Annotated in this window: 12 protein-coding genes and 1 tRNA gene; 4 read left to right on the forward strand and 9 right to left on the reverse strand. The window is 77.0% G+C overall.

Going from position 1 to position 26,872, the window contains the following annotated elements; translation table 11 throughout:
- Positions 1-21: 21 nt before the first annotated feature.
- The 3 genes from IPO09_11715 (at position 22) to IPO09_11725 (ending at position 1,509) form a co-directional block, all read left to right on the forward strand.
- Positions 22-1,062 (forward strand): L-erythro-3,5-diaminohexanoate dehydrogenase, encoded by a 1,041-nt coding sequence (locus IPO09_11715; GenBank protein MBK9518002.1) that lies wholly within the window; start codon positions 22-24, stop codon positions 1,060-1,062.
- The gene (locus IPO09_11720; GenBank protein ID MBK9518003.1) at positions 1,059-1,346 is read left to right on the forward strand and encodes a hypothetical protein; all 288 of its coding nucleotides are present in this window, start codon (positions 1,059-1,061) and stop codon (positions 1,344-1,346) included. The genes IPO09_11715 and IPO09_11720 overlap by 4 nt, the downstream gene beginning before the upstream one ends.
- A gap of 77 nt (positions 1,347-1,423) precedes the next feature.
- Positions 1,424-1,509: transfer RNA gene (locus IPO09_11725), tRNA-Leu, on the forward strand.
- Here the strand turns inward: IPO09_11725 and IPO09_11730 are convergent.
- Entirely contained in the window at positions 1,507-1,968 is a 462-nt protein-coding gene (locus tag IPO09_11730; protein ID MBK9518004.1) for a DUF2203 domain-containing protein, read from the reverse strand. The two genes, IPO09_11725 and IPO09_11730, sit on opposite strands and share 3 nt — an antisense overlap.
- Before the next feature lie 43 nt (positions 1,969-2,011).
- Here IPO09_11730 and ffh point away from each other — a divergent pair, with 43 nt between their 5' ends.
- A complete protein-coding gene (ffh, locus tag IPO09_11735; protein MBK9518005.1) occupies positions 2,012-3,661 on the forward strand; it encodes a signal recognition particle protein in 1,650 nt (549 codons plus the stop codon).
- Positions 3,662-3,742: 81 nt separating this feature from the next.
- On the opposite strand, the gene IPO09_11740 is transcribed toward ffh, so the two are convergent.
- The 8 genes from IPO09_11740 to IPO09_11775 all read right to left on the reverse strand — a co-directional run bounded on the left by IPO09_11740 (position 3,743) and on the right by IPO09_11775 (position 26,841).
- Entirely contained in the window at positions 3,743-4,831 is a 1,089-nt protein-coding gene (locus IPO09_11740) for a TIGR04552 family protein (GenBank protein MBK9518006.1), read from the reverse strand.
- 78 nt (positions 4,832-4,909) lie between these two features.
- Entirely contained in the window at positions 4,910-6,652 is a 1,743-nt protein-coding gene (locus tag IPO09_11745; GenBank protein MBK9518007.1) for a zinc-ribbon domain-containing protein, read from the reverse strand.
- Positions 6,653-6,662: 10 nt separating this feature from the next.
- Positions 6,663-18,953, reverse strand: a complete 12,291-nt coding sequence (locus tag IPO09_11750) for a hypothetical protein (GenBank protein MBK9518008.1) — start codon at positions 18,951-18,953, stop codon at positions 6,663-6,665.
- 16 nt (positions 18,954-18,969) lie between these two features.
- Positions 18,970-19,584, reverse strand: coding sequence for an adventurous gliding motility protein CglE (gene cglE / locus IPO09_11755; protein MBK9518009.1), 615 nt, complete (start codon positions 19,582-19,584; stop codon positions 18,970-18,972).
- 38 nt (positions 19,585-19,622) lie between these two features.
- Positions 19,623-21,686 (reverse strand): adventurous gliding motility protein GltG, encoded by a 2,064-nt coding sequence (gltG, locus tag IPO09_11760; protein ID MBK9518010.1) that lies wholly within the window; start codon positions 21,684-21,686, stop codon positions 19,623-19,625.
- A 4-nt stretch (positions 21,687-21,690) separates the two neighbouring features.
- Entirely contained in the window at positions 21,691-21,945 is a 255-nt protein-coding gene (gene cglF / locus IPO09_11765; protein ID MBK9518011.1) for an adventurous gliding motility protein CglF, read from the reverse strand.
- 61 nt (positions 21,946-22,006) lie between these two features.
- Positions 22,007-23,305, reverse strand: a complete 1,299-nt coding sequence (locus IPO09_11770) for a tetratricopeptide repeat protein (GenBank protein MBK9518012.1) — start codon at positions 23,303-23,305, stop codon at positions 22,007-22,009.
- A complete protein-coding gene (locus tag IPO09_11775; protein MBK9518013.1) occupies positions 23,302-26,841 on the reverse strand; it encodes a tetratricopeptide repeat protein in 3,540 nt (1,179 codons plus the stop codon). The genes IPO09_11770 and IPO09_11775 overlap by 4 nt, the downstream gene beginning before the upstream one ends.
- Positions 26,842-26,872: the final 31 nt, after the last annotated feature.

Here is a 26,872-nt window from a genome sequence, read left to right on the forward strand (position 1 = left end):
GGGCGGCTACCGTCGTGCGCCATGGATCCCTACGGCCTCAGGCGCGTCGTCTCCCCACCCGGCGTGCTGCCCCAGCGGGCCGACCGGCTCGACCCCGACCTGCCCCTCGGCGAGGACGAGCTGGCCATCGACGTGACGGCCCTCAACGTGGACGCCGCCAGCTTCCGGCAGCTGGAGGGGAAGGTGGGGCGCGACCCGGCGGCGCTGGCCGCCGAGATCACCCGGCTGGTGGCCAGCTGCGGCAAGCTGCACAACCCGGTGACCGGCTCGGGCGGCATGCTCATCGGGCGGGTCGCCGAGGTGGGCCCGCGCCACCCGGCCGCCGGCGCCCTGCTGCCCGGCACCCGCGTCGCCACCCTGGTCTCGCTCACCCTGACGCCGCTCCGGCTGGACGCCATCACCGCGGTGCGCCCGGAGACCGACCGGGTGGAGTGCAGCGGGCGGGCCATCCTCTTCGCCTCCGGCCTGTGGGCAAGGCTGCCGGAGGACCTGCCCGAGACGCTGGCGCTGGCGGCGCTCGACGTGTGCGGCGCCCCCGCCCTGGTGCTGCGCCACCTCAGGCCGGGCATGCGGGTGCTGGTGCTGGGCGCCGGCAAGTCGGGCACCCTGGTGGCCTTGGCGGCCCGCGAGGTGCTGGCCGGGCGCGGCTGGGTGGTGGCGGCCGACCGCTCGCGCGCCGCCCTCGACGACCTGCGCCGCCTCGGCGCGGTGGACGACGCGGTGGAGGTGGACGCCACCGACGCGGTGGGGTCCATGCGCCGGCTGGAGGCGGCCGGCCCGGCCTTCGACCTGGTGGTGAACTGCGCCTCGGTGCCCGGCACCGAGCTCTCCTCCATCCTGGCGGTGCGGCCGGGCGGCACGGTCATCCTCTTCTCCATGGCCACCAGCTTCACCGCCGCGGCGCTGGGGGCCGAGGGGGTCGGCAAGGACGCCACCCTGGTGATCGGCAACGGCTTCGTGCCGGGCCACGCCGACCTGACGCTGGACCTGCTGCGCCGCCACGCCCGGCTGCGCACCCTCTTCGAGGGGCGGTACGCCCCCGGCCACAGGAGCGCGCCATGACCGACGAGCAGGTGAAGCAGGTGGTGACCGCCTACCAGGTCCGGCTCACCCGCGAGGGCTACCAGCCGGTGCAGATCGACTTCGACCGCACCACCGCCGCCTTCCCGAAGAGCCGGCAGCTGGAGCACGTGGCCTGGATGTGCGGCGGGATCCTGGAGGCGCTGGCCGCCGGCGACCGGGAGCGGGCCATGCGCTGGCTGGGCTTCACCCAGGGCGTGCTCTGGGCCCACGGGGTCTACGCCGTGGCCGAGATGCGCGAGCAGAACCGCGCCAGCTCGCCCTAGGGCGGGGGGAGCGGCGGGGCTGCGCGTGCGCCCCGCGGGGCGGCCGCCGGGGGGCGCGGTGGTATCCTCGCGCCCGCGGGGCCGTGGCGGAACTGGCAGACGCAGCGGACTTAAAATCCGCGTCCCCTCGCGGGGAGTCCCGGTTCGACCCCGGGCGGCCCTAATTGGCGAACGGCGGCGGCTCGAAGGTGACGCCCTCGAGCGGCTGGCGCGCCGAGAACCCGGCGTCGAGCGGGTGCCAGTGGATCACGGCCGGCTCGCCGAACTGCCAGCACAGGAAGACCGGCTCGTCGTCCACGGTGGAGTAGAAGTCCACCAGCCCCTGCTCCAGGTCCTTCACCAGGCAGCCCATCTCGTTGATGCGCTCCACCGCGGCGGTGATCTCGCCGGCCAGCCGCTGCAGCCGCAAGGCGTCGGCCTCGCGCCCGGGCGGCGCGGCCCGGCCGTCCTGCAGGATGGCCACCGCCACCTCGGCGCCGCCCATGGACTCGATGAGCGGCTGCAGCTCGGAGCGCACCTGGGCCACCCGCCCGAACTCCAGCTGCAGGGCCCCCACGAGGTCGTTGGCCTCCTCCACGGTGAAGAACCGCGGGCCGTCGTCCTGGTCCTGAATCCCTGGCATGGGCGTGTTATACCAGCCCGCCACGTGAGGGGGGATCACCGCCGTGCTCGAGACGGTCGCCAAGGGCTTCAAGGCTGCCCGCAACAAGCTGAAGGGTCGCACCGAGATCACCAGCGAGGTGGTCGACGAGGCGCTGCGGGACATCCGCGTGTCGCTGCTGGAGGCCGACGTGGCCTTCGAGGTGGTGAAGCGCTTCGTGGCCCGGGTGCGCGAGAAGGCCGTCGGCGAGGTGGTCGAGACCAAGGTCAAGACCGCCAAGGGCAAGGTCAAGGTCTCGCCGCAGGACCACTTCATCAAGATCTGCCACGACGAGCTCGAGGGGCTGATGGGGCCCGTCGACACCTCGCTCACCTGGGCCGAGCGCGGCCCCACCGGCATCATGATGGTGGGCCTGCAGGGCTCCGGCAAGACCACCACCGCCGGCAAGCTGGCCAACAAGCTGAAGAAGGACGGCAAGCGGCCCATGCTGGTGGCGGCCGACATCTACCGCCCGGCCGCCGTGGAGCAGCTCAAGGTGCTGGGCGCCCAGCTGGGCGTGCCGGTCTTCCACCAGGCCGGGGTCCAGCCGCCCGAGCTGTGCCGGCTGGCGCTGGCGGCGGCGGCCCACGAGAAGGCCAACGTCCTCATCTACGACACGGCCGGCCGCCTCGCCATCGACGACACGTTGATGACCGAGCTGGAGCAGATCAAGGCCAACGTCGCCCCGCACAACGTCCTGCTGGTGGTCGACGCCATGATCGGCCAGGACGCGGTGCGCACCGCGGCCGAGTTCGACCGGCGCCTGGCGCTGGACGGCTTCATCCTCACCAAGCTGGACGGCGACGCCCGCGGCGGCGCGGCCCTCTCCATCAAGGAGGTGACCGGCAAGCCCATCAAGTTCCTCGGCATGGGCGAGACGCTGGACCGCCTCGAGGAGTTCCGGCCCGAGGGCCTGGCCTCCCGCATCCTCGGGTTCGGCGACGTGGTCGGCCTGATGAAGGACTTCGAGCAGCACGTCGACGCCGAGAAGGCGGAGGCGGACGCCGAGAAGATCCTCTCGGGCGAGTTCACGCTGCAGGACTTCGTCGAGCAGATCCAGCTGGTCCGCAAGATGGGGCCGCTGGGCGAGCTGATGGAGAAGTTCCCGCTCTTCGGCGACCTGCCGGAGGGCTTCCAGTTCGACGACCAGGCCCTGCACAAGATCGTGGCCATGGTCGGCTCGATGACCCGGGCCGAGAAGCTGCGCCCGGACTCCATCACCGACCCGCGCATCAAGCGCATCGCCAAGGGCTCGGGCCGCAGCGAGAAGGAGGTGCGCGACCTCCTCAAGCAGTACCACGCGATGAAGTCGGTGATGAAGTCGATGGGCTCGGCCTCGGGCCTGCTGTCCCGCCTCCCCGGCATGAAGAACCTGATGAACCTGCGCAAGCTGCAGGGCAAGGGGATGGAGGACGTGCTGGGCGCCGACGCCGCGGCCATGGAGCAGGCCATGGGCGGCGGCATGGACCAGGCCGCCATGGCCCGCATGGCGGGCCTGCCCAAGGGCTACACCCCACCCATGGCCTCCGGGGCCATGGCCCGCGCCCGCCTCATGGGCTACGCGCCCGAGCCGGTGGCGGTGACCGAGAGCAGCAAGGACCGCGACGCCCGCAACAAGAAGCGCAAGGCCGAGCGGCAGTCGCGCAAGAAGAACCGCAAGAAGAACAAGCGGTAGGGCGCAGGCGGCGCCTCGGTCTCGCGCCCGCCGGGCAGCTGCTCGGCGCGGCGGGAACGGCGGCGCCGGGCCCGGTCCGCCCTACCCCTTGGCCTTCGCCTTCACCCTGGCCTTGGCCTTGGCCTTGCGGGCCTTCTGCTTCTTCGGCACCACCAGCCCGCGCGACAGCCGGCGCAGCACCTGCTGCTGCTGGCGCCGCTTGTAGCGCTCGTGGGAGGCGTCGCCCTCCTCGTTGCGGCGGGCCGTCTCGGCGTCGATGACCTGGAACTCCACCAGCGAGAAGACCACGCTGCCCAGCTCGTCGGCCATGGGGTCGAGCGGCGGCAAGAGCTCGTCGATGCGCACCGGCACGTCCACCACGAAGTTGAGCACCTTGAAGGTGTCGGCGCTGAAGTCGTTGCGCGGCGCGGCCGGGTCCTTCTTCTCGGCGTGCAGGGGCAGCTGCAGCTCGGCGGCCAGCTCGGCGCCGCGCGGGTGGCGCGCCAGCAGCTCGCCGAAGCGCAAGAGGCTGTTCTGCACCTGGCCGGGCACCGCGTAGTTGAAGGGGAAGAGGTGGCGGGTCAGGTGCAGCACCACCGGCGGGATCTGCTCGGGCCGCTCGGTGACCACCCGGTAGCGCACCCGGTCGAAGACCTGGGCCGCCACCGACTCCTTCTTGGCCAGCAGCTTGGTGACCAGCGACTCGCGCGTCTTGACGTTGCCGCGGAACTCCACCACCGGCAGCCCCAGGGCGCGCATCCGCTCGGCCTCGGCCATGACGCGCCGGTGGACCCGCTCGGCCAGGTCGGCCTCGCGGATGGGCGTGCGGAAGAGCAGCTCGCGCGCCTCCAGGTGGTGGATGACGTGCATCACCTTGAGCACCACGCAGGCGATGCGGCGCAGCTTCCTGGGCTCCAGCACGCCGGAGGCCCACAGGAAGAGGTGGCGCAGGTCCTCGGGGTTGGCCACCACGTCGGCCACCCGGTAGCCGAAGGCGCTGCGCAGGTAGTCCACCGACTGCGACAGCACCATCCGCAGCCGCCGCTCGTCGCGCGCCTCCTCCAGGTCGAAGAGGTTGAGCCGCAGGAAGGCGTCCACCTCGGCCGGCGAGGTGAACTCCAGGCGGCGCCAGTCGATGACCGAGCCGCCCCGCAGCAGCAGGCGCAGCGCCTCCAGGTCGGCCAGCCCCATCTCCTCGATGGGGTGGTAGGCGCCGCCCGCGTGGGCGGGGGGCTTGTGCGGAGGGGTCACGGGCGGGCGCCTTGGGCGCTAGAAGCCGAACGGGAAGGTGACCGGCTGCCCGCGGGCGTCGCCGATGCGGGGGAAGCGGATGCCGCGCACCACGCCGGTGATGCAGCCGGCGAACGGGCTCTGCGCCAGGTCCGGCGTGAGGCAGCGCACCTCCTTGGGCACGCCGTCCGGCTGGATGGTCCAGGCCATCTTGAGCGTGCCCTTCACGCCCGGCTCACGGGCCTGCTGCTCGGCGGCGCAGCGGCGCAGGGCGTCCACGTGCAGCCGCACCGACTCGGTGATCTGGGCGTCGCTGAGCCGCTCGGGCACGGCCGCGCCGCCGGTCTTGGGCGGAACGTAGACGGTCCGGCCGGAGCCGCCCAGCGCGGCCGCCAGGTCGTCCTCGGCGCCCTGGTCGAAGTCCAGGACCGAGTCCTTCTTCTTGGCGGCGGGCTTGGTGGCGGGCTGGGCCGGCGGCGCCTCGGCGCGCGCGGCCACCCTGGGGGCGGGCGCCTTGGCGGGCGGCGGGCGCACCGGCCTGGGCGCCGCCTTGGGCGCGGCGGCGGCCCTGGCCACCGGCTCGGGCGCGGCGGCGGGGGGCGCCGCGGCGAGCGCGGGCGCGGCGGCGGGTGCGCCGGCCTCCGGGGCCGGAGCCGCGGCGCCAGCGGCCGCCTGGCCGCCGGCGGGGGCGGGCTCCACCGGGGACGGGGCCGGGATGGGCGGGGCCGGCGGCTGGACCTGGACCACCGCCGGCGGGGCGGGCGGCGGCGCGGGGGGCGGCTGGGGCGCGCCGCCGCCAGCGGTGAACCACCAGGTGGCGCCGGCTCCGGCCACCACCACGGCCAGGCCGACGCCGGCCAGGAGCGCGGTGCGGCCGCTCCGCTGCTGGCGCATCGCCTCGGCGCCGCGGGCCACCGAGGTGCGGCGGACGGCCCGCTCGTCGGTGACCTCCATGCCCTTGATGGGCAGCGGCAGGAGGCCGGTCGGGTCCACGCCGCCGGTGTCCGGCAGCTCGTCCACCAGCGAGCGCCCCGGGCTGGGGCGCGGCGCGGCGGGCGCGGTGGCGGCGTCGCGGGCCGCCAGCTCCTCGGAGGCCAGCGACGCCAGGGCGCTGGCGCCGGCGGGCTTCCACTCCACCTCGGGGGCGGGCGCGGCCGGGACGCCGGCCGGGGGGGTCAGGGCGCGGGCCGGCTGGTGGGCGGCAGACGCCACCCGCGGGGCCACCGGCGCGGCGGCCACCACCGGCGCGACCACCGGCGGCAGCGTCGGCAGGCGCTCGGGCTCGGGCTGCGGCAGCGGGCTCACGGCGGCGGCCAGCTCGGGCACGCCGGTGAGCGGCGCCCAGTCGGCCATGCCGGCGCGCCACACCAGCGAGTCGGGGCCGAGCTCGCCGGCCTCCCAGCGCCGCTTCACCTCGGCGACGGGGAGCGGGCCGACCTGGGCGTCGCCGATGCCGACGAACCACTCGGTGGCCGCGGTGACCGGGGGCGCCGGGGCCGGCGCGGGCTCCGCCGCGGGCGGCTGGGGCGCCGGGGCCGGCGCGGGATCGCCGAAGGCGTGATCGAAGGCCGCGCCGAGCTCGTCGTCCAGCCCGGGCCCGGGCGACCCCTCGACCTCGGGGGGCGGGGCCACGGGCGGCGGCGCCACCACCGGCGGCGCCTCGGCCCGCCGCACGGTGACCACGTTGCCGCACTTCTTGCAGCGCACCTTCACGCCGGCCGGACCGACCTTGTCGTCCGGGATCATGTAGGCGGAACCGCAGCTGTCGCACGTGAATTTCATGGGGGCACTCTCAGGCCGGGACGACCGCCGCGAGGCCGAGCTGCTCGCGCACGAAGGCATAATCCTCCGAGACGCAGAAGAGCGAAAGATCCTTGAGCCTGGTCTCCTCCCGCAGCTTGGAGACCTGGGGCCGCTCGACCTGGACGGCCCGGCGCACCACCTCCAGATCGGCGGCCAGGAGCGCCCCGGCCCGGTTGGAGGTCAGCTCGGCCCCGTCGAGGTAGGCGCGCACGTCGCCGGGGTGCTGCACCTCGGTGTAGGCGCGGGCCAGCAGCTTGAGCGTGTTGGCCCGCACCTTGTCGGGCAGGAACTGCTCCAGCTGCCGCTTCAGCTTCGCCACCAGGTGCGGGTCGGCGGTCACCACGAAGCGCGAGGTGCCCACCGAGCAGGCGGCCTGGAAGACCAGGTCGAGCTGGTCGTGGGGCATGAGCCGGGCCATGAAGAGCTCGGGCCGGGCGAAGGCCATGGCCTTGGCGATGAGGAACCAGAGCTCCTTCTTGGGCCGGTCCTGGAAGACCTCGGCCGCCGCCAGCAGGCCGGCCGGGTCGGTGGGCACCAGCTGCAGGCGGGCCCCCGGCTCGTCGCGGCGGAAGAGCCGCAGCGGCTCGACGGCCAGGGTGCGCGCCACGTACTTGAACATGTTGGCGAAGAAGAGCATCGAGGCGGCCACGTCGACCTCCTCGCGCCGCACGTCGATGCCCAGCGCCTTGGGCGCCTGCACGAAGAGCGGCCGGGCGTGCACCGCCAGCAGCGCCATGATGTCGGCCAGCGGGCCGCGGGCCCGCTCGTGCAGCAGCCGGCCCCACAGGGCGTCGTCGAGCGGCCGGTTGGCCTGGTCGCGGGCGAAGGTGCGCAGCCGGGACAGCACCGCCACCTCCTCGTCGCTGGCGCCGCCGGTCAGGTGCACCAGCACCTGGGCGGCGTTGTAGGCCCGGTCGTACTCCTTGCGGCCGGCGTGCAGCCGCACCAGCGCGGCCAGCGCCTTCTGCGGCGCCGGCGCCAGCCTGAGCAGCTGCCGGTAGGCGGCCACCGCCTCGCCCTCCTGCCCGGGCGCGGCGGCGGCCAGGTCGGCGTAGCGCTCCACCACCACGGCGTCCTCCGGGTCGGCCCGGGCCACCACCTGGTAGGCCATGCGGGCGCCCTCGTCGCTGCGCAGCACGGTGCGGTAGAGGTCGCCCAGGGTGCGCCACAGCGCCAGGCGGGCCTGGGCCGCGTCGGGCGTCTTGGGCAGCCGCTGGATCATGCGCACGTAGGCCTGCTCCAGGTCCGGCCAGCGCTTGGCCCGGGCGTGCGCCTCCTCGATGGCGGCGAAGGCCTGCGGCAGGCGCGGGTTGAGGTCCAGCGCCTGCTCCAGCGCGGCCAGCGCGCCCACCTCGTCCTTCACCTCGTCGCGCAGGATGTCGGCCAGCAGCAGGAGCAGCCGGGCCGCCCGCGGGGGATCGGCCTGCACCTCCGGCCGGGTCAAGAGCTGCTGCAGCACGTCGGCGGCCTTCTGCCCCTGGCGCGTCTCGCGGTACAGGGCCAGCAGGGCCTCGGTCACCGGCAGGTCGGTGGGGTCCAGGCGCGAGGCGCCCAGGTAGGCGTCGATGGCCTGGTAGGGGTCCTGCAGCTGCTCGCGGCAGGCCTTGCCGATGGCCACGAAGAGGTCGAAGCGAGCCTTGCCCTCCAGCACCGGCAGGAGGCGCTGCCGCTGCTCCACCGCCCCCTCGTGGTCGCCGGCCGCCTCCAGCAGGCCGATGAGGGCGCGCCGCGACGGCTCGTGCCCCTGGTCGATCTCCAGCGCCTTCCTGAAGCTGGCGATGGCGCGGTCGGGCTGCCCGAGCCGGCCGGCCAGGTCGCCCAGCTGCCAGTGCGTCTCCACCACCTCCAGGTCGGAGAGCCCGTCGCGGTGGTGGATGAGGATGGCGGTGAAGATGCGCAGCGCCTCCTCGTCCTGCCCCTCGGCCACCAGCAGGTTCCCCAGCCCCTCCAGCGCCGGCAGGTAGGTGGAGTCCAGCTCGTAGGCGCGCCGGAAGGCCTGCAGGGCCTTCTCCTGGTTGCCCAGCTTCTGGGCCACGTAGCCCAGCCGGTAGGACTGCCGGCACAGCTCCTTGGCGTCGCCGCCGCCGGCCAGGGTGCGCACCATGCCGTCGAGCACCCGCTCGGCGTCGGGCCACTGCTGCGCCGCCACGTAGAGATCGGAGAGCGGGCGGGCCGCCGGCAGGTGGTCGGGCCGGCGCCTGAGCGCCTCCTCCCAGGCGCGGGCCGCGCCCTCGCGGTCGCCGCGCTCGTCCAGGAAGAGCCGCCCCACCTCGGTGCCCAGGGCCGCCTGGGTGGAGGCGTCCTCGGCGTAGCGCGCCTCGGCCACCAGCTGCTCCAGGAACCCGGCGCGATCCTGCTCGGCCTCCAGGATCCCCTTCATGGCCCGGATGGCCGGCAGGCAACCCGGATCCAGGGCCAGCGCCTTGCCGTAGGCCTCCTTGGCCCCGGCGCGGTCCATCAGCATCTGCTCCTGGATGGCCCCGGCGCGCACGTAGAGCTCCACGGCGTCGCGGCCGGCCCCGGCCAGGCGGGCCTCTCGCCGCAGCATGTCGAGCGCCAGGTTCCAGTTGCCGCTGCGCTCGTAGAGCCGGCCCAGCGCCGAGACCGCCTCCCTCGACTCCGGCTCGAGCTGCAGCGCCTGGCCGAAGATCTGCTCGGCGCGATCGACGCGGGAGAGCTCCTTCCACCAGACCTCGCCGGTGGCCACCAGCAGCGCCACCTGCTCGCGCCGGTCGGTCAGCAGGCCGAGCTGGTGGCCCATGATGGCCAGCAGCTTCTCCCACTCGCCCTGCTGCCGGTAGAGCCGGGAGAGGGCGCGCACCGCCCCCAGGTTGCCGCCGTCCAGCCCCAGGATGGCCTCGTTCTGCGCCACCGCCCGGGCCGGGTCGGTCATCTTCTCCTCGAAGATGGAGGCGCTCTTGGCCAGGATGCGGGCCTGCTCGGCCGGGTCCGGCGAGAGCTGCACCTGCCGCTCGTAGACCCGGTTCAGCTCGGCGAAGCGATCCAGCTTGGTGTAGAGCCGCTCCAGGCCGGCCAGCGCCTCCTGGTGCTGGTCGTCCAGGCCGAGCACGGTGCGGTAGGCCTCCACCGCCGCCTCGTCGTCGCCCAGCTCGTTCTCCTGCACGCCCGCCAGCTGCAGCTGCCAGGCCACCCGGGCGGCGTCGTCGGCCGCCAGGTCGCGGGCCCGCGCCAGCACCGCCGCCAGCTGGCCCCACTGGTGCTCGCGCCGGTGCAGCGCCACCAGGCCGGCCAGGGCCTGCGCGTCGCCGCCGTCCAGCTCGAGGAGGCGCTTGAGCGCCCCCACCGCCTCCTCCACGTCGGAGAGCGCGCCGTCGTAGAGCCGCGACAGCTCCAGCAGCAGCGCCTTCTTCTCGTCGAGCCCCGAGGCCGCCAGCAGCTTCTGCTCCAGGGCGATGACCAGCTCGCGGCTCCGGCCGCGCCGCGTGAAGAGGCCGGTCAGGGCGTCGAGCGCCTCGCCGCCGGCCGGGTCGGCCTCCAGCGCCCGCCGGTAGGCCTGCTCGGCCCCGTCGGCGTCGTCCAGCACCGCGTCGCGCAGGGCGCCGAGCCGGAGCAGCAGGCGCGCCCGCACCAGGCCGCGGGCCTCCTCGCTCACCTGCTCCAGCACCGCCGCCAGCTCCTCGTCGGCGCCGGTCTCGTGGGCCAGGCGGGCCGCCTCGGTGAGGGCCTCGGCGTCGCCGGGCGCCTCGCCCAGGGCGCGGCACCAGGCCAGGAAGGCCATCTCCTTCTGGCCCAGCCGCTTCTCGTGGACGCCGGCCACCTCCTTGCGCAGCGCCAGCCGCTCGGCCTCGTCGGTGAGCTGCGGGGCGAAGAGGTCGCAGACCCGGGCGTAGTCGCGCCAGGAGCCGGCCGCGGCGTGCAGCGCCCGCAGGCCCAGGTAGGCGGCCCGGCTGGCCGGGTCGAGCTCCAGCACCTTGTCCAGCGCCGCGGCCGCCGCGTCGGGCCGCTTCTGGCCGCGCCACAGCTCGGCCACCGCCAGCCAGGCCGGCACCGCCTCGGCCGGCCCGCCCTGGGCGGAGAGCAGCGCGGCGCGCGCCTCGGCGGCCCGCACCCCCTCGGCCCCGGCCCCGGCGGCCCCGAAGAGCCGCTCCAGCCGCTCCAGCTCGTCGGCGGCGTGGGGCTCGATGTCGAAGGCCCGCTTGCCCTGCTCCACCGCCTCGGTCTTCTGGCCCGAGCGCAGCAGCACCTCGGCCAGGTCGAGCCGCACCCGCTTCACGCCGGCGGCGTCCTCCTGCAGGGGCACCAGGCGCCGGTAGGCGCTGGCCAGGGCGTCCAGGTCGCCCTGCGCCGCGTACAGGTCGCGCAGCGCCTCCAGGGCGCCGCGGTTGCGCGGGTCGGCCTCCAGCACCGCCTTGTAGGAGGCCACCGCCTGGGCCGGGTCGCCCAGCTTGCGCCCGGTGACGAACCCCAGCCGGTCGTTGAGCCGGGCCGCCTCGCGCCGGTCGACGGTGGCCGAGAGCTGCACCCGCAGGTGCTGGGCCAGCTCGCCCCAGCGCTCCTGCCGCTCCAGGAGCTGCTCCAGCGCCGCCAGCGCCCCCTCGTGGCGGGGGTGCTGCTGCAGGAGCTCGCGCCACAGCCCGACCGCCTCCTCGGTGCGGCCCAGCTGGTCGGCCAGCCCGCCCATCTTGGCGAGGAGCCGCTCCCGCGACGCCCCGTCGCCCACCGCGGCCCGCTGGGCCGCCAGGGTCTCGAGCAGCGCCTCGGCGCGGCCGGCCGCCTCGTGCAGCGCCTCCAGCGCCTGCAGCGAGGGCAGGTGGCGCGGGTCCACCTCCAGCGCCTGGCGGTAGGCCTCGACGGCCTGGTCGGCCGCCGAGAGCCGCTCCTCGCAGAGCCGCCCCAGGCGGAAGAGGAAGGCCAGCCGCTCCGGGCCGGCCGCCGCCGCGGCGCGGGAGCGCAGCACGTCGGCCAGCTCGGGCCAGCTCTCCAGCCGCTGGTAGAGCCGCTCCAGCGCCGCCAGCGCCTCCGGGGCGGCCTCCGGCTGCAGGGCCAGCGCCCGCCGGAAGCAGGCGGCGGCCTGGGCCGGGCCGGCCAGCGGCCCCTCGTGCAGGCGCCCCAGCACCAGCGCCACCTCGGCCGTCGGGCCGGGCGGCAGGTGGTCCAGCTCGTCCTCGTAGAGCGCCGCCAGCTCCTCGTGGTGGCCGCCGGCCTCGGCCGAGCGCTCCAGGCGGGCCCGCACGGCCGGGTCGGCCGGGTCCTCGCGGAACGCCTTGCAGAGCGCCAGGAAGGCCAGCTCCTGGTCGCCCAGGCGCCGCTCGCGCAGGTCGGCCAGGGCCAGGAAGAGCGCCTTGCGCTCCTCGGGGTCCGGCCGCTCGGCGGCGCGGGTCTCCAGGGCCGCGGCCTGGCGCACGTGGTCGCCGGTGGCGGCGTAGGCCGCCTCCAGCGCCAGGGCGGCGCGGGCGTTGCTGGAATCCTTGGCCAGCATGGCCTCCAGGCGGGCCAGGGCCCCGGGGTGGTCCGGGGTGGTGGCCAGCACCTGCTCGAAGAGGGCCAGCGCCCCCTCGCGGTCGTGCAGCCGCCCCTCCCTGAGCTCGGCCAGCCGCTGCCTGAGCGGCGTCAGCACCTCCAGGTCGCCGTCCGCCTCGGCCGCCGCGAGCTCGCGGGCCAGGACGTCGCCCAGCTCCACCCAGCGCTCGCCGGCCACGCAGAGCCGGTCGAGCCGGCCCAGGGCGTCCCGGTCGCCCGGCGCGAGCTCCAGCAGCCGCTTGAGCGACACCGCCGCGCCGGCCCCGTCGCCCAGCCGCTCCTCCTGCAGCACCGCCAGGTCGTACAGCAGCCCGGCGCGGGCCTCCGGCCGCTCCTCCAGGGCCAGGGCCCGCCGCAGCGCCTTCTCCAGCGGCTCGGCGTCGTCGCCGCTGCGCAGCGCGCCCAGCAGCCCGGCCGACGCCTCGCGGTCCTCGGGCAGCAGGTCGAGCAGCCGCTGCCAGGCCTCGGCCACCCGGGCCGGCTCCTGCTCCAGGCGGGCCAGCTGCCGCAGGTACTCGGCCCGCACCTGCGGGTCGTGAGCCCGGTCGGCGTGCTCGGCCAGCAGCGCCGCCAGCTCCTCGCCCACCCCGGCCTGCTGGCCGAAGCCCACCGCCAGGGCCAGCGACTCCAGCGCCTCCGGGTCGGCGGCCAGCGCCCGCGCCGCGGCCGAGAAGGCCAGCTCGGCGTTCTTCACCTGGTGGCCGTAGCGCTCCGCCACCTGCCGCAGCAGCGCGGCCCGCGCCGCCGGGGCGGGCTCGTTGCGGGCCCGCGCCTCCAGCACCTCGATGACCTTGGAGTGGTCGTTCTCGGCCGCGAAGATGGGCTCGAGCAGCGTGGCGGCCTGCACCGCCACCGGGCCGGTCCCGTGGCTCAGCTCCTCCAGCGCCGACAGGGTGCCGGGGTGGCGCGGCGACCGCTCCAGCACGGCGCGGAAGCAGGCCAGCGCCCCGGGCGCGTCGGAGAGCCGGGTCTGGCGGACGCGCCCCAGCCGGTGGCGCAGCTCGGCCGCCTCGGCCACCGCGTCGGGCCGGGCCTCGGCCGCGGCCGCCTCGCGCTCCAGCACCAGCGCCAGCTCCTCCCAGCGCTCGGCCGCCCCCAGCAGCCGCGCCAGCAGGCGCAGGGCGTCGGGGTCCTCGGGGTCCACGGCCAGGATCTTGCGGAACGCCGCGATGGCGCCCTCGCGGTCGGCGAGCTGCTCGTCCATGATCTTGGCCACCTCGAAGAGAAGGTCCTTGCGGGCGCCGGCCGCCGGCGTGGCGTCCGCCAGCCGGTCGAGCGCCGCCGCCAGCTCGCGGCGCTCACCCTGCCGCCGCCGCACCCGCACCAGCGCCGCCAGCGGCTCGGGGCCGGGCGACGCGGCCGCCACCTCGTCCCACAGCGCGGCCGCCTGCTCCAGGTCGCCCAGCCGATCGGCGCACAGCGCCGCCAGGCGCCGGCGCAGCTCCAGCCCGGGGTCCGGCAGCCGGGCCAGCGCGGCCCGGTACAGCCCCGCCAGCTCCGGCCAGCCGCCGGCGTCGCCGGCCAGCCGCTCCAGCTCGCCGCGCGCCTGCGGGTCGTCCCGGCCGGCCGCCAGGGCCGCCTCGAAGGCGCGGCGGTGGGCCGCGAAGGCGCCCGGCGCGTCGCCGGCCCGCTCGCGCAGCCCGGCGATCTCCGCCAGCAGGTCCAGGTGGTGCGGGCCCGAGGTGGCCTCCAGCCTGATCTCCAGCAGCGCCGCCAGCCGGGCCGGGTCGCCGGAGAGCCGCTGCACGTCCTCCAGGATGCGCTGGGCCGCGCCGCGGGCGTCGGGCCGGGCCAGCAGCCGCTCCAGCCCCGCCACCGCGCCGGGCTCGCGCGGCCACTCGGCCAGCACGGCGGCGTAGGCCTCCACCGGGTGGAGCGGGTCGGGGTCGGGCTCGAGCAGCGCGGCGCGCCGCAGCAGCAGCGCCAGGCGCGCGGCCTGGTCGCCCTCCCCGGCCACCTCGGCCAGCGCCGCCAGCACCTCGCACCGCTCGGCCACCTGGCCGGTGCGGGCCAGGGCCTCCTCCAGCGCGGCCAGCACGGCGGCGTCGCGGGGGGCCAGGCCGCGGGCCTCGGCCAGCAGCGCCACCTCCACCTCGGGCGCGCCCATCAGCAGGGCGATCTCCGAGGCGTGGCACAGCGCCGGCACCTTGGCCGCGCCCACCGCCACCGCGGCGCGGCGGCGCGCCACCTCGAGCCGCTCGCGCCCGGCCTGGGCGTCGGTGTAGAGCCGCTCCAGCGCCTCGAGCGCCTCGGCGTCCTCGCTGGCCAGGTCGAGCACCCGCCACCAGGCCACGATGGCCGCCGGCCCGTCGCGCATGTCGCCGTCGCGCACCCGGGCGGCCCGCCGCCGCCACTCCACCTCGCCGGCGCCGCCGGCCGCGGCCACCGCCTCGTAGGCCTCGGCCACCTCGCCGCTGCGGCCGCAGGCCCCGGCCAGCCGGACCAGGTCCAGCTCGGCCTCGACGCGCCCCGGGCCGCCCTCCTCGAAGGCGCGGCGGGCCGCGGCCAGCGCCCTGGCCGGATCGCCCAGCTCGCGCTCCAGCAGGCCCCGCAGCTCGGCGTGCAGCCGGCCGCGCTCGGCCGGGTCGTCGACCACGGCCAGGCGGGCCTCGCGGGCCGCCAGCCGGCGGGCGTGCTCGCCGGCCGCCTTGAGCGCCACGTCGGCGGCCAGCAGGGCCTCGCGGCCCACCGGCCCGGGCACGGCCGCCAGCAGCGAGAGGGCCTCGCGCGGGCCGGTCCGGCCCGGCTCGCGGCGGGCCAGCTCGGCGTGCAGCTCGAGCGCCCCGCCGGGATCGGCCAGGCGGGTGCGGCGCAGCTCGGCCAGCCGGAAGGCGGCCTCGGGCTCCCAGGCGCGGGCCAGCCGGCGCTCCAGCGCCGCCGCCAGCTCGTCGGGCCGATCCAGCCGGGAGAGGAGCCGCTCCACGGCATCGGCCACGTCGCGGTCGTCGGGCGCCAGCGCCGCCACCTCGCGCCAGGCGGCCAGCGCCCGCGGCAGGTCGGCCAGGCGCGCCTCGGCCACCGCGCCGATCTCGCGGAGCGGGTCCTGGCGGGCCGCCGGGGAGGCGGCCCGGGCCGCCAGCTCGTCGCACACCTCGAGGAGCTGCGGCCACCGCTCGGCGGCGCGGTGGAGCCGGCGCAGCGAGGTGAGCGCCGTCGAGTCGCCCGGGGCCAGGGCCCGCACCCCGGCCCAGGCGGCCACCGCCCGATCGCGCGCCTCCAGCCGCCGCTCGCACCAGTCGGCCAGCTCGCGCAGCACCGGCAGCCGCTCCTCGGCCGGCAGGGCCGTCGCCAGCGCCTCCAGCAGGCCGGCCGCGGCCTCCGGCTCGTGCGCCAGGTCGGCCAGGCGCCGCACCTCGCGCCGCCGCTCGGCGTCGGCCGGGCGGGCGCGCGCCGCCTCCAGCGCGGCCGCCAGGGCGTCGCCCGGGCAGGCCAGCTCCAGCTCCTGGGCCCGCGCCACGTCGCGCCAGGCCTCGGCCCGGGCCTCGGGGTCCGGGTGGCAGCGGGCCTGGGCGGTCAGGGCCCGCACCCGGCCCCGCACGTCGCCGCGCAGCGCGTAGACCGGCGCCAGCGCCAGGCCGGCCGCCAGGGCCACCCCCGGGTCCGGCGACGCCAGCGCGTCCTCCAGCGAGCGCGCCGACGCCGCGTCGTCGGGGTTCACCATGAGCGCCTGGGCCAGCCGCTGCACCGCGCCGGCCAGGTCGCCCAGGCCGGCCGCCAGCCGGGCGCTCTCGCGGGCGGCGCGGGTGGCCTCGACCGGGTCGTCGGTGGCCGAGGCCAGGTCGGCCAGCGCGGCGGCCTGCCCGGCCTCGTCGCCGTCCTTGCCCAGCGCCGCGGCCAGCCGCCCGAGCAGGCGCGGCCGCTGCGAGGGGGCCGCCACCGCCAGCGCCTCGCGGTAGACCTCGGCGGCGGCGCGCGGGCTGGCCAGCCGCTCGGCCAGGACGTCGGCCAGCTGCCCGAGCAGGGCCACCTGCTCGGCCCCGGCGGCGGCGCGCGAGCGCTCCAGCAGGAGGTCGGCGGCCTCCTCCCAGCGCTCGCCGGCCAGCGCCACGCGGGTCAGCGCCGCCAGCAGCTCGGCGTCGCCGGGGCGCAGCGCCAGGCAGCGCCGCAGCTGCGCGGCCGCCTCGTCGGAGGCGCCCAGGTCCTCCTCGGCCACGGCGGCGGCGCAGCGGCGCAGGGCCAGCTCGTCCTCCGGCCGCCCCGCCAGCCGGCCGGCCAGCTCCCCCAGCAGCGCCACCAGCTCGCCCTCGGCCCCCACCCGGCGGGCCAGCGCCTCGCAGCGGCGGCGCGCCTCGGCGTGCTCCGGGCAGGCCCGCAGCGCCTCGGCCGCCACCGAGAGGGCGGCGCGCGGATCCGCCAGCCGGTCGGCCCGCAGGGTCGCGGCGTCCAGCAGGAGGCGGGCCCGCTCGCGGGGCTCGGCGCCGGCCGGCAGGCTGCGGGCCGCCAGCTCCAGCATGGCCACCTGCCGGTCCACCTCGCCCCGGGCGGCGTACTGCGGCGCCAGCACCAGGGCCAGGCGGGCCGGGTCCACCCCGCGCTCCAGCAGGCTGGCCAGCAGCGCCACGGCCCGCTGCTGCAGCGCACCGGCCAGCCCGCCGCCGGCCAGCGTCGCGGCGAGCGCGGCGGCCGCCTCGCCGGGGCGGTCGAGCGCGTCGGCCAGCAGGCTGGCCCGGTCCAGCTCGAGCCCGGCCCGCTCGGCCGGGTCGGCCGCCAGCGAGGCCAGCCGGCCCAGCACCTGCTCGCGCTCCTCCGCGGCGCCGCTCCCCGGCGAGGCCTCCAGGGCGGCGTGCAGGCCCCACAGCGGCGCCACGTCCCCGGGCGCGCCGGCCACCAGCTCGCGCCACCGATCGGCGGCCCGCGCCGGCCTCCCCAGCGCCAGCTCCAGCCGGGCCAGGGCCTCGCCGGGGGCGCGCCGCGCCTCGCCCCGCGCCGTGGCCAGGTCGGCCTCGAGCCGGTCGGCCTCGGCCTGCTGCGCCTCGGCCCGCGCCTGGCAGGCCAGGCGCGCGGCGGCGGCGGCGTGGTCGGCGGGGTCGAGCCCGGACACCTCGGCCCAGACCTCGGCCGCCTGCCCGGCCAGCCCGAGGTCGCGGTCCAGCACCTCGGCGGCCCGGTGCAGCAGCGGGGCGCGGTCGGCCGGGGCGGAGGGCAGGGCCTGGGCGGCGGCGCGCAGGGCCCGGCAGAGCGCCGGCAGCGCGGCGGCGCGACGGGCGGCCTCCTCGAGCGGCGCCCGCAGCGGCGCGTGGGCCGGGGCCTGCGCCAGGGCGCGGCACAGGGTGCGGAAGGCGTCGCGCGGCCGGTCGAGCGGCCCGAGCTCCAGGGCCGCCAGCTGCTCCAGCAGCTCCACCCGCGCCGAGGTGTCCGGCTCGGCGGCCTCGCGCAGGGCCAGCAGCCCGGCCAGGGGCTCCCACTCGCCGGCCTCCGCCAGGAGCGGCGCCAGCGCGGCCGCGGCGGGGGCGTGGCCGGGATCGGCCCGCAGCGCCGCCTCCAGGTGACGGCGGGCGCGCCCGGGGTCGCCGAGGCGGCCGGCGGCCAGGGCGGCGGCGCGCACCTGCAGCGGGGCGTGGCCGGTGCGGGCCGGCGCGGCGCCCAGGTGGCGCTCCAGCAGCGCCAGCGCCTCCTCGACCCGTCCGGCGTCGACCAGCAGCTCGAAGGCCTGCAGCGCCGCCGGCTCGCAGGCCGGGTCGGCCTCCACCGCCTCCAGCAGCGCGGCCAGCGCGCCGGCCCCGTCGGCCAGCCGCACCAGCCTGAGCTGGGCCTGGGCCAGCAGGATCCGCACCAGCGCGCCGCGGTCGCGCGTGGCGGCGGCCAGGCGCGCCAGCGAGGCGGCCTGGGCGCCGTGGTCCTTGCGCTCGGCCAGGATCCGCTCCAGCAGGTCGAGCACGGCCGGGTGCCCGGGCGAGAGCACCCAGGCCCGCTCCAGCCGCTCCACCGCGCGCGGCACGCCGTCGGGGTCGTAGGCGGCGTAGAGCTGGGCGGCCTGCACCAGCAGCCCGGCCGCCGCGGGGCGCGCCACCCGCTCGGCGCCGGCCTCCAGCGCCGCCGCCTCCTCGCGCCAGCGGCGCGGCAGGCCGGCCAGCCGCTCGCGGGCCTGCTGGGCCCCGGGGCTGGTGCGGTCCAGGGCCTGCGCCTCGATGAGCGCGTCCATGGCCAGCTCGTGGAAGAGCGCCTCGCCGGTGAGCTCCGAGCCGAGCTGCACGTAGGCCGCCGCCAGCGCCGGGCGCGCCGCCCCGGCCTCGCGCGCCCCGTCGAGCAGCCGCTTGGCCTGGCCGAAGCGGCGCAGCGCCAGGCAGGCCTGCAGCGCCAGCCGGCGCGCCTCCTCGAGCCCTGGGTCCAGCTGCACGGCGCGCCCGTAGTGCAGGGCCGCCCGATCGCGCCGCCCCAGCCGCTCCTCGCAGATGGTGCCGAGGCGCAGCGCCGCGCGGGCCGCCTCCCCCGGCGTGGCCGCCGCCTGCTGCGCCACCTCCAGCGCCGCCGCCAGGGCCGGCCAGTCCTGCCGCTCCTCCGCCAGCGCGATCAGCCCGGCCAGGCCGGCCGGGTGGCCCGGCGCCACCGCCAGCAGGGCGCGGTAGAGCGCCTCGGCGCGCCGGTCGTTCTTGAGCTCGAAGCGGGCCAGGTCGGCCGCCTGCTGCCAGAGCGGCGCCGCCTCGGCGGGGGGCAGGACCCGGGCGCGCGCCTGGTGCAGGGCCACCAGCGCCTCGACGCGCCCGGCCTGCCGGTGGTGATCGGCCAGCTGCTGGTAGGCCGCCAGGTCTCCGGGCGCCGCTTCGAGGGTGGCGAGGTGCGCCCGGATCGCGTCGTCCATGGCCCCGTGCCGTCGGCTAGAAGGTGTAGCGCGCGCCGGTCAGCAGGGCGACGCCCGCCGTCTCGGCGGAGAGCACGTACAGCCCGTCGACCTGCACCCACCAGGAGAAGTGGCGCAGCTGGGCGAAGTACTCCGCGCCCAGGCCGCCGCCGAGCAGCACGTCCTGGTCGCCGAAGAGGCCGGCCGGGTGGGCCAGCGAGACCCCGCCGCGGGCGTGGGCGTAGGTGAAGAGCCGCTCCCAGCCGTTGGCGTCGCGGTAGGCCCAGAAGGCCACGCGCGCGTCCAGCCCGGCCACCATCAGGTCGAAGGCCCCGTAGTCCAGGCTGGCCTTCTGGAAGATCCCCTCGGCGAAGAGCGAGACGGCCACCCGGCTGGTCACGTCGTAGCCGAGCTGCAGCCCCACCAGGTGGCCGGTGGCGGTGCCGCCGCCGTCCGCCGCGGAGGGGAAGGCCAGCGGGTCCTTGGCGGGCGGCGTGTCGAGCAGCACCACCGGCCAGCCCACCTCGAAGCCGATGAACAGGCCGCGCTCCACGTCGGCGAAGCGGGGGGCGCGCGGGTCCTCGGCCGGGCCGGGGGCGGCGTCCTGGGCCAGGGCTGGCGCCGCGGCGGCCAGCAGCAGCGCCGCGGCCAGGGAACGTCGGAAGGCGATGGGCACGGGTCTCCCCTCCCCTACTCGGCGCCGGCGGCGCGCAGGATCCACGGGTAGGTGATCACGGCGATGCCGCCGCCCTTCGGCTTCGGGAACTGCCAGCTGACGATGCGGGCCATCATGCACTGGTGGACCTTGTCGTCGGCCAGGGAGGTGCCGCCGCCGTCGATGGAGGCGTTGGAGGCGTTGCCGTCGGCGTCGATGGTCCAGCGGATGACCACCTTGCCGGCCAGCTTGGGGTTCACCGCCAGCTGCTCCTCGTAGCAGAAGCGGATCTGGGCGGCGTGCTCGCGGATGACGGCCCGGATCAGCTCCTTGTCGATGGAGCCGAGCACGGTGGCGGTGCCGGTGGTGATGGCGATGTCGCGGTCGCCCTTCTTGCCCAGCGCGCCCACGCCCTGGCCGTAGCCGCCCAGGCCGCCGCCGCGCCCCTTGGTGCCGATGCCGCCGATGCCCACCGTCTCGCCGGCGCCGCCGCCGCCGCTGCCGGTGCCGCGCACCCCCAGGCCGCCGAAGCCGAAGCTGTCGCCCACGGTGGCCCCGAACATGTTGCCGGTGGCGCCGCGCAGGTCGCCGCCCAGGCCGCCGGAGCCGAAGACGGTGGCCAGCCCGCCGCCGCCGCCGCGCCCCAGCGCCCCCAGCACGCCCATGCGCTTCACGACCTCCTTGGCGTTGGGGTCGATGGCCTTGGGGGCGGAGCGGCCGGTGGTCTTGGGCGCGTCCTTCTTGCCCATCTGGCCCTCGTCGCCCTTGTGCTTCTCGGCCATCTCGCCGGCCTGGTCGTCCTTCTGGCGCTTGTCGCCCGGCAGCTTCTCGGCCGGCTTGGGCGCCTCGGGCGGCTTGATGATGAACTTGGCCATGCGCGACGGGTTCTTGAAGAGGTCGTCGGCGGTGGTGTCGGTGTCGTAGGGGAAGTTCTGCGCCGCCACCACGAAGCCGGCCTGCACGAAGAACAGGATCAGGAAGAGGTTGAGGAACTGGTAGTTGATGCGCTCCCACCAGGGCGGCACGTGCAGCGGCTCGGGCCGCCGCGCCCGGGCCTCCAGCGCCAGGCCGCCGCCCAGCTCGGCGCGCACCGCGCCGGCGCGCGGCACGCCCACCCAGTAGGCGCCCGGCAGGGCGCCGTCGGCCTCCACCTTGCGGGCCAGCACCAGCTCGGCCAGCGAGGTGCGGGCTCCCCGGTCCTCCACCGCGCCGGTCATGCCGCGGGCGAAGGCGAACTGGTACTCGCCGCCCTGGTGGCGCAGCACCGGGAAGGCCGGCGCCGGGAGCAGGCCGGCCGGGATGGCGAGGGCGCAGCCCGGCCCCTCGCCCACCAGCACCGGGCGCGGCGGGGCCACGAAGCCGCCGGCGTCGAGGAGGGTGTCGCCCCAGAGCAGCCGGAGCTCCACGCCCACGTCGCCCTGGCTGAGGTCCTCGGCGGCCCCCGAGGCCGCGCCGAGCGACCAGCGCCGCCTGGCGTGGCGGTGGGGCTGCGCCGGGCGGACGGGTGCAGCGGCGATCGGGGAAGCGGTCGCGGTCGCGGTCGCGGTCGAGGTCGAGGTCGAGGTCGAGGTCGAGGTCGGGGTCGAGGTCGGGGTCGAGGTCGAGGTCGAGGTCGGGGTCGAGGTCGAGGTCGAGATCGGGGCCTGGGCCGCGGTCGCGGCCGTCACCGCCCTCGTCACCCGCGGCGCCACCGGCGGCGCGGCCGGACGGGCCGGGGCTGGCCGGGTCGAGGCCGCCGGCGCCCGGGCCGGCGCAGGCGTCGTCGCCGGCGCGTCGCCCTCCGCCCCGGCGGGCTCCCCCTGGCCGAGCTCGAGCACCACCTTCAGGCCACCCAGGGTGATGGCGTCGCCCGGCCGCAGCTGGCAGCGGGTGACCTTCTTGCCGTTGACGAGCGTCCCCTCGGCGCTGCCCATGTCGATGATCGACACGGCGCCCTCGGGCGAGACCTCGATCACCGCGTGCACCCGCGAGATCCGGTCGTCGTCGAGCGACAGGTGCGCCGTGGCCAGCCGGCCGATCTTGATGATCTCCCGGTTGAAGACCTCGGTCCGCAGGAGCTCGGTCCCGCGGAACACCTTGAGCGTGAGGGGCGTGGCCATCCGGCTAGAGCTCCCCGCTGGCCCGCATCACCTTCTCCCGCCAGTCCTCGCGGATGCGGATGAGGTTGGAGTGGGTCACCTTGCGGCGGGACTCGACGTATTCGCCGTCCGGGCGCTTCAGGTCGCCGTCGATGGTGTCGTCCTCGAAGTTGATCTCGGTCCGCTTCTCGTAGACCACGGTGGGCTTCACCTCGCCCTTGTCCTGAGCGGACGGGACGGCCGGGAGAGCCAGCAGTGTGAGCAGCGCCAGGGTGCGCATGGTCGTCACCTCGATTCGCGCCGAGCTTACCACCCGGTCCGAGCCAGAAAGAAGTGGCAGATCAGGGCTTTCTGCCACCGCCCGGGGGGGGCGGTGTAGGTGCGGCCCGTTCACCCGGGGTGGCGGTGGCGGCCGGCGCCGGGGGGGCGCCCGCCCTGGCCTTGGCCGCCTGCCGCTCGGACTCGGCCTGGGCGGCCCGGGCCGCCTCGCCGGCCTGCCGTTCCTGCTCCAGGCGCCCCTGGCACTCGCGCATCAGCCGCGGCGCCGGCGAGCCCTCGGGCAGCACCGGCCCGGCCGCCTTCTCGTAGGCCTCGAGGGCCCGGAGCGCCCCCTGGCAGTCGCCCTGCTCGCGCATCAGCAGCAGGCCGCGCGCCAGGTGGACCTCGGGCAGGGCGCCGCGCGCCTGGCGCTCGGCCTCCTCGTAGGAGCGGAGCGCCTGGTCGGGCTTGCCGAGCCGGCGCTGCGCCACGCCCAGCGTCAGCCGCACCGGCGCGTCGGTGGGATCGTCGGCCAGGAGCGCGGTGGCCTGCGCCTCCACCTCGGCCCAGCGCCCCTGGGCCGCCGCCGCCTCCAGCAGCGCGGCGCGGGAGGGCCGGTGGCCGGGGCTCAGCGCCAGGGCCCGCTTCCACTGCGCGGCCGCCCCGGCCGCGTCGCCCTGGCGGGCCGCCACCTGCCCCGACAGGAAGGCCACCTCGGCGTCGTCGGGCGCCACCTTCTGGGCCCGCAGGGCCACCAGCCTGGCCAGGTCCACGTCGCCCCGCGACAGCGCCACCTGGATCAGGGTGCGGTAGGCCACGGCGCTGCCGGGCTCGCGCAGCAGCGCCTCGCGCGCCAGGCGCCAGGCCTCCTCGTTCTGCCCGGAGCGCTGGTAGAGCGCGCCCAGCCGGGCCCGCGCCACGCCGTCCTCCGGGAAGTCGCGGATGGCCTGGCCGTACGCCGCGGCCGCCCCGCGCGAGTCGCCCTCCCGCTCCAGCAGCACCGCCAGGTTGACCGCCGACTGGCGCAGCGGCCGGGTCGCCTGGGCCCGCTGGTACGCGGCGCGGGCCTCGGCCAGCCGCCCCTGCCGCTCCAGCGCCACCCCCAGGTTGTGGTGGGCCTCGGGCTGGTCGCCGGCGGACGCCACGGCGCGCCAGCGGGCCTCCATGACGGCCCAGTCCACGTCGCCGGCCTTCTCGGCCGCCTGCTGCTGCGCCGCCGCCTCCTCGAAGAGGCGGGCCGACCGCCCGGCGCCCGGGTCGGCGGGCTCGACCGGCCTGACCGGGCGAGGCGCCGGCGGGGGCGGCGGCGCCACCGGGGCGCCGGCGCAGGCCGCGAGGAACAGGGCGGCCACCAGGGCCGGGGCGTGCGGGGCGCGGGTCACGGCAGCAGGTCCTCGTCGGCGCCCTTCTTCGGGCGGGGCAGCGGGTCCTCGCCGCGCGGCCTGGGCGGCGCTGGCTCCTGGACCTTCGGGGCGGCGCGCCGCTCGCCGGGCAGCTTGAGGGCCGGCAGCGCGGGGTCGGCCCTGGTCCCGGCCTCGGGGCGCCTGGCCCCCTCGCGCGGCCTCGGCGCAGCCGGCGGCGGCTCCACCGCGGCCAGCGTCCCGTGCCCCATCGGCGTGGGCGGCGTCGCCAGCCGGGAGAGCGCCGGCAGGGGCTCGGCCCCGGGGCCCAGCTCGGGCCGGCGGGCCGCCACGGTGGCGGTGGCCCGGTCGGCGCAGTCGTTCTTGACGCCCAGCTCGCGGGCCTTGGCCACCGCCAGCTCCAGCCCCTCCCCGGCCTTCTGCTCCAGCGGCTCGGCCTGCTCGCCCAGCTGGGCCCGGTACTCCTCGAGCAGCTCGGGGTTGCCGCGCAGCTCCTTGGGCACCGGCGCGTCCTGCAGCACCCGGGCGAAGTTCTCGTAGAGGCGCCCGATCCGCTCCAGGGCGCAGACCGCCGGGTCGGCCACGCCGAGCTTCACCACCGCGGTGTACTGCTCCTCCAGCCGCTTGAGGCGGGCGCCCTTCAGCTGCAGCTGGCCCGCCAGGTACTTCGGGCCGACGTTGAGGTCCACGGTGCGGTAGTCGGCGAAGGCCGGCTCCAGCTCGCGCAGCGCCGCCTCGGCCGCCAGCGGCAGGCCGCGGTCCTTCACCTGCTCGCGGTTCTTGCGGTAGTGCTCCAGCCCCTGCTCGTAGGCCCGGCGCGCCCCGGCGGCGTTGCCGGACTTCTCCATGAGGCGCGCCACGCGGTGCTGCGCCGAGAGCCAGTCGTCGGGGGTGCGGGCGTAGCGGCGCTGGTAGGCCTCCAGCCGGGCCAGCTCCTTCTGGGCCTGGCCCTGGCGCCCCGCCAGGTCGGCCAGCGAGAGGGCCAGGCGGGCGGCGTCGGGGCCGTCCGGCCAGGTCTCCAGGTAGGCCAGGCTGGCCGCCTCGGCCCGGCCCCAGTCGCGCAGGCCGGCCCGGAAGACCGCGGCGTTGATGATGGCGTCGGTGGCCCGCTTCTCGTCGTACTGCGGCCCGGCCGGCGGCGCGGCGCCCGGCGTGGCCGGCGCCCCCGCCTTGCCCTTGCCCTTCCCGGGCGGCGGACGCTTCGGGGCGGCGGCGTCCCGCTGGCGGCGCCACTCGCGGAAGTAGCGCTCGTAGCCGTCGGCGGCCCGCTCGAAGTCGGCGGTGGCCTCGTACCCCTCGGCGTTGTCGTAGAGGCAGCGCGGCGCCAGCGCGTCGCCCGGGTAGCGCTGCAGCAGGAGCTCGCGCACCTCCATGGCCTTGTCCACCCGGTGGCCCCGGGCGTAGTCCACCGAGGCGTTGTAGAGGGCGGTGGCGCCCAGCCGGGTGGCCGGCCAGTCGCGCACGAAGGCCAGGTAGGCCTCGGCCGCGCCCTCCCAGTCCTTCTTCTGCTCCAGCTCCTCGATGATCTTGAAGGCGCTCTCCTCCACCACCCGCGGCAGGTCGTCCTTCAGCTTGGGGTGGGCCGCCACCAGGGCCGCGTTGGCGTAGAAGCGGCGGGCCCAGCCGTTCAGGTTCCGCCAGTCGCCCAGCTCGTTGTAGGCGTCCAGCACCAGGTTGGTGGCGTACTCGGCCTCGGTGCTGGCCGGGTGGTCCAGCGCCACGCGGGTGAAGAGGTCGATGGCGTCGGCGTAGTCGTAGTGGTCGTAGTGCAGCTTGCCGGCGCGGTAGGCCGCCTTGGAGGCCAGCTTGCCGTCGGGCGCCCACCGCACGTAGCGCTGGTAGGCGCGCACCAGCTTCTCGCGCTCGGGGGCGAAGGCCACCCGCCTCTTCTTGTCCGGCTGGGGCGGCACCGGCGGGGCGGCCTTGGCGGCCTCCTCGTGGGCGTAGAGGGCGCCCTCCAGCGCGTCGGCGAACCACTTGCCCGCCTTGGCGGCGCCCTCGGCGGGGCGGGCCGGGCCGGCCTTGCCCTCCAGGGCGGCCACGTCCACCGCCACCACCCGGTCGTACTCGTCGCCGGCCTCGGCGAAGCGCCCCAGGGCGTAGAGCAGCTCGCCGTGGAAGAAGCGCATCTCGTAGGCCGAGGTGCTCTGCCCGAACACCTCCAGGTAGTCCACGTAGACGCTGGTGGCGAAGCCGGCCACCGCCTGGTCGTCGGTCTTCTTCCACTCGTTGTGGTAGCGCAGCGCCAGGGTGCGCAGGGTGTTCTCGGCGGTGGAGCGCGCCCCCGCGGTGGCGGTGGCGTTCCTGGGGTCGCGCCCGGCCGGCGAGGCCTCGAAGTCGGTGAGGATCTTGACGAAGACGTGGGCCTGCTGGACCGCGATCTCCTTGCGCCCCATGCGCCCGGCCATGGTGACGATGCGCGACTGGAAGGTGGGCGCGTCGGGCGAGACCGGCCGCTCCTGGATGAGCCGGTGGTAGACCAGGATGGCCTCGCGGTCCTTGCCGTCGGTCCAGTAGAGGTCGGCCAGCGACTTGAGCATGTCGCCGGCCCCGGCCTCGCCGCCCACCCGGCGGAAGTCCTCGAAGGCCGCCTCGGCCGAGCCCACGAAGGGCCAGGTGCGCACGTAGTCCTTGCGGGCCTCCTTCACCAGCGCCAGCTTGCGGTCGGCCGGGATGGTGGAGGTGGGCAGCTCGCCGAAGTAGACGACGCTGCGGAAGAGGTCGAGGGCCTCGGGGAAGGCCCCGAGGTTGAACTGCACCCAGCCCTGCTTGTAGAGCGCGTAGCCGTAGACCGAGCTCTCCTGGAAGCCGGCCGCCTTCTGGTAGGCCTCCAGGGCCCGCTTCAGGTTGGCGTTCCGCTCCCCCTGGTTGGCCTTCTCGAAGTAGTACTCGCCGAAGGCCATCCAGGCGTCGGGCACGTAGGGCGACGCCGGGAACTTCTGGATGAGGGCCCGGTAGGCCTTCATGGCCTCCTGGTCGGTGCGGTCGCGCAGCAGCAGGTTGCGCGCCAGGAAGAAGAGCACCTCGTCGAGCCGCTCGTAGGACGGGTGCTTGGCGATGATGGCCTTGTAGAGCACCACCGCCTGCTTCTGCATGTCGCGGAACTGGCCCTCGGCGTCGGCCTTCTCGGCCTGCAGCCGGGCCACCCGGGGGTCGCCCTTCTGCAGCCCGAGCAGCTCGCCCTCGGCGCGGTTGGCCTCGAAGAAGAAGTACTGCGACTCCTCCCAGAGCAGCTCGGCCAGCCGGAAGTAGTAGCTCGGCAGGTCCCGGTCGCCGCCCTGGGACGACAGCTTGATGAGCTTGCGGAGGCTGGCGATCTCCTCGCGCCGCTTGTCGGAGAGCTTCACCTCGATGCCGGCGCGGAACTGCTCGAACTTGAGGGCCGGGCCGGTGGGCGCCGCCGCGGCCGGCTTGGCCCGCTCCAGCGTGCCCTCCAGCGAGGCGTCGGGGCCGATGGAGCGCTTCTGGCCCAGGGCGCCGGTGGGGGGCGCGGCGCGCGGCTCGGCGGCGGCGGCCCGGCCGGGGGCGGCCAGGGCCAGGCCCAGCGCCAGGACCAGCCAGGCGGCCGGGGCGCGGTGGGTGCGGAGG

Source organism: Anaeromyxobacter sp. (assembly GCA_016718565.1).
Classification (GTDB): Bacteria; Myxococcota; Myxococcia; order Myxococcales; family Anaeromyxobacteraceae; genus JADKCZ01.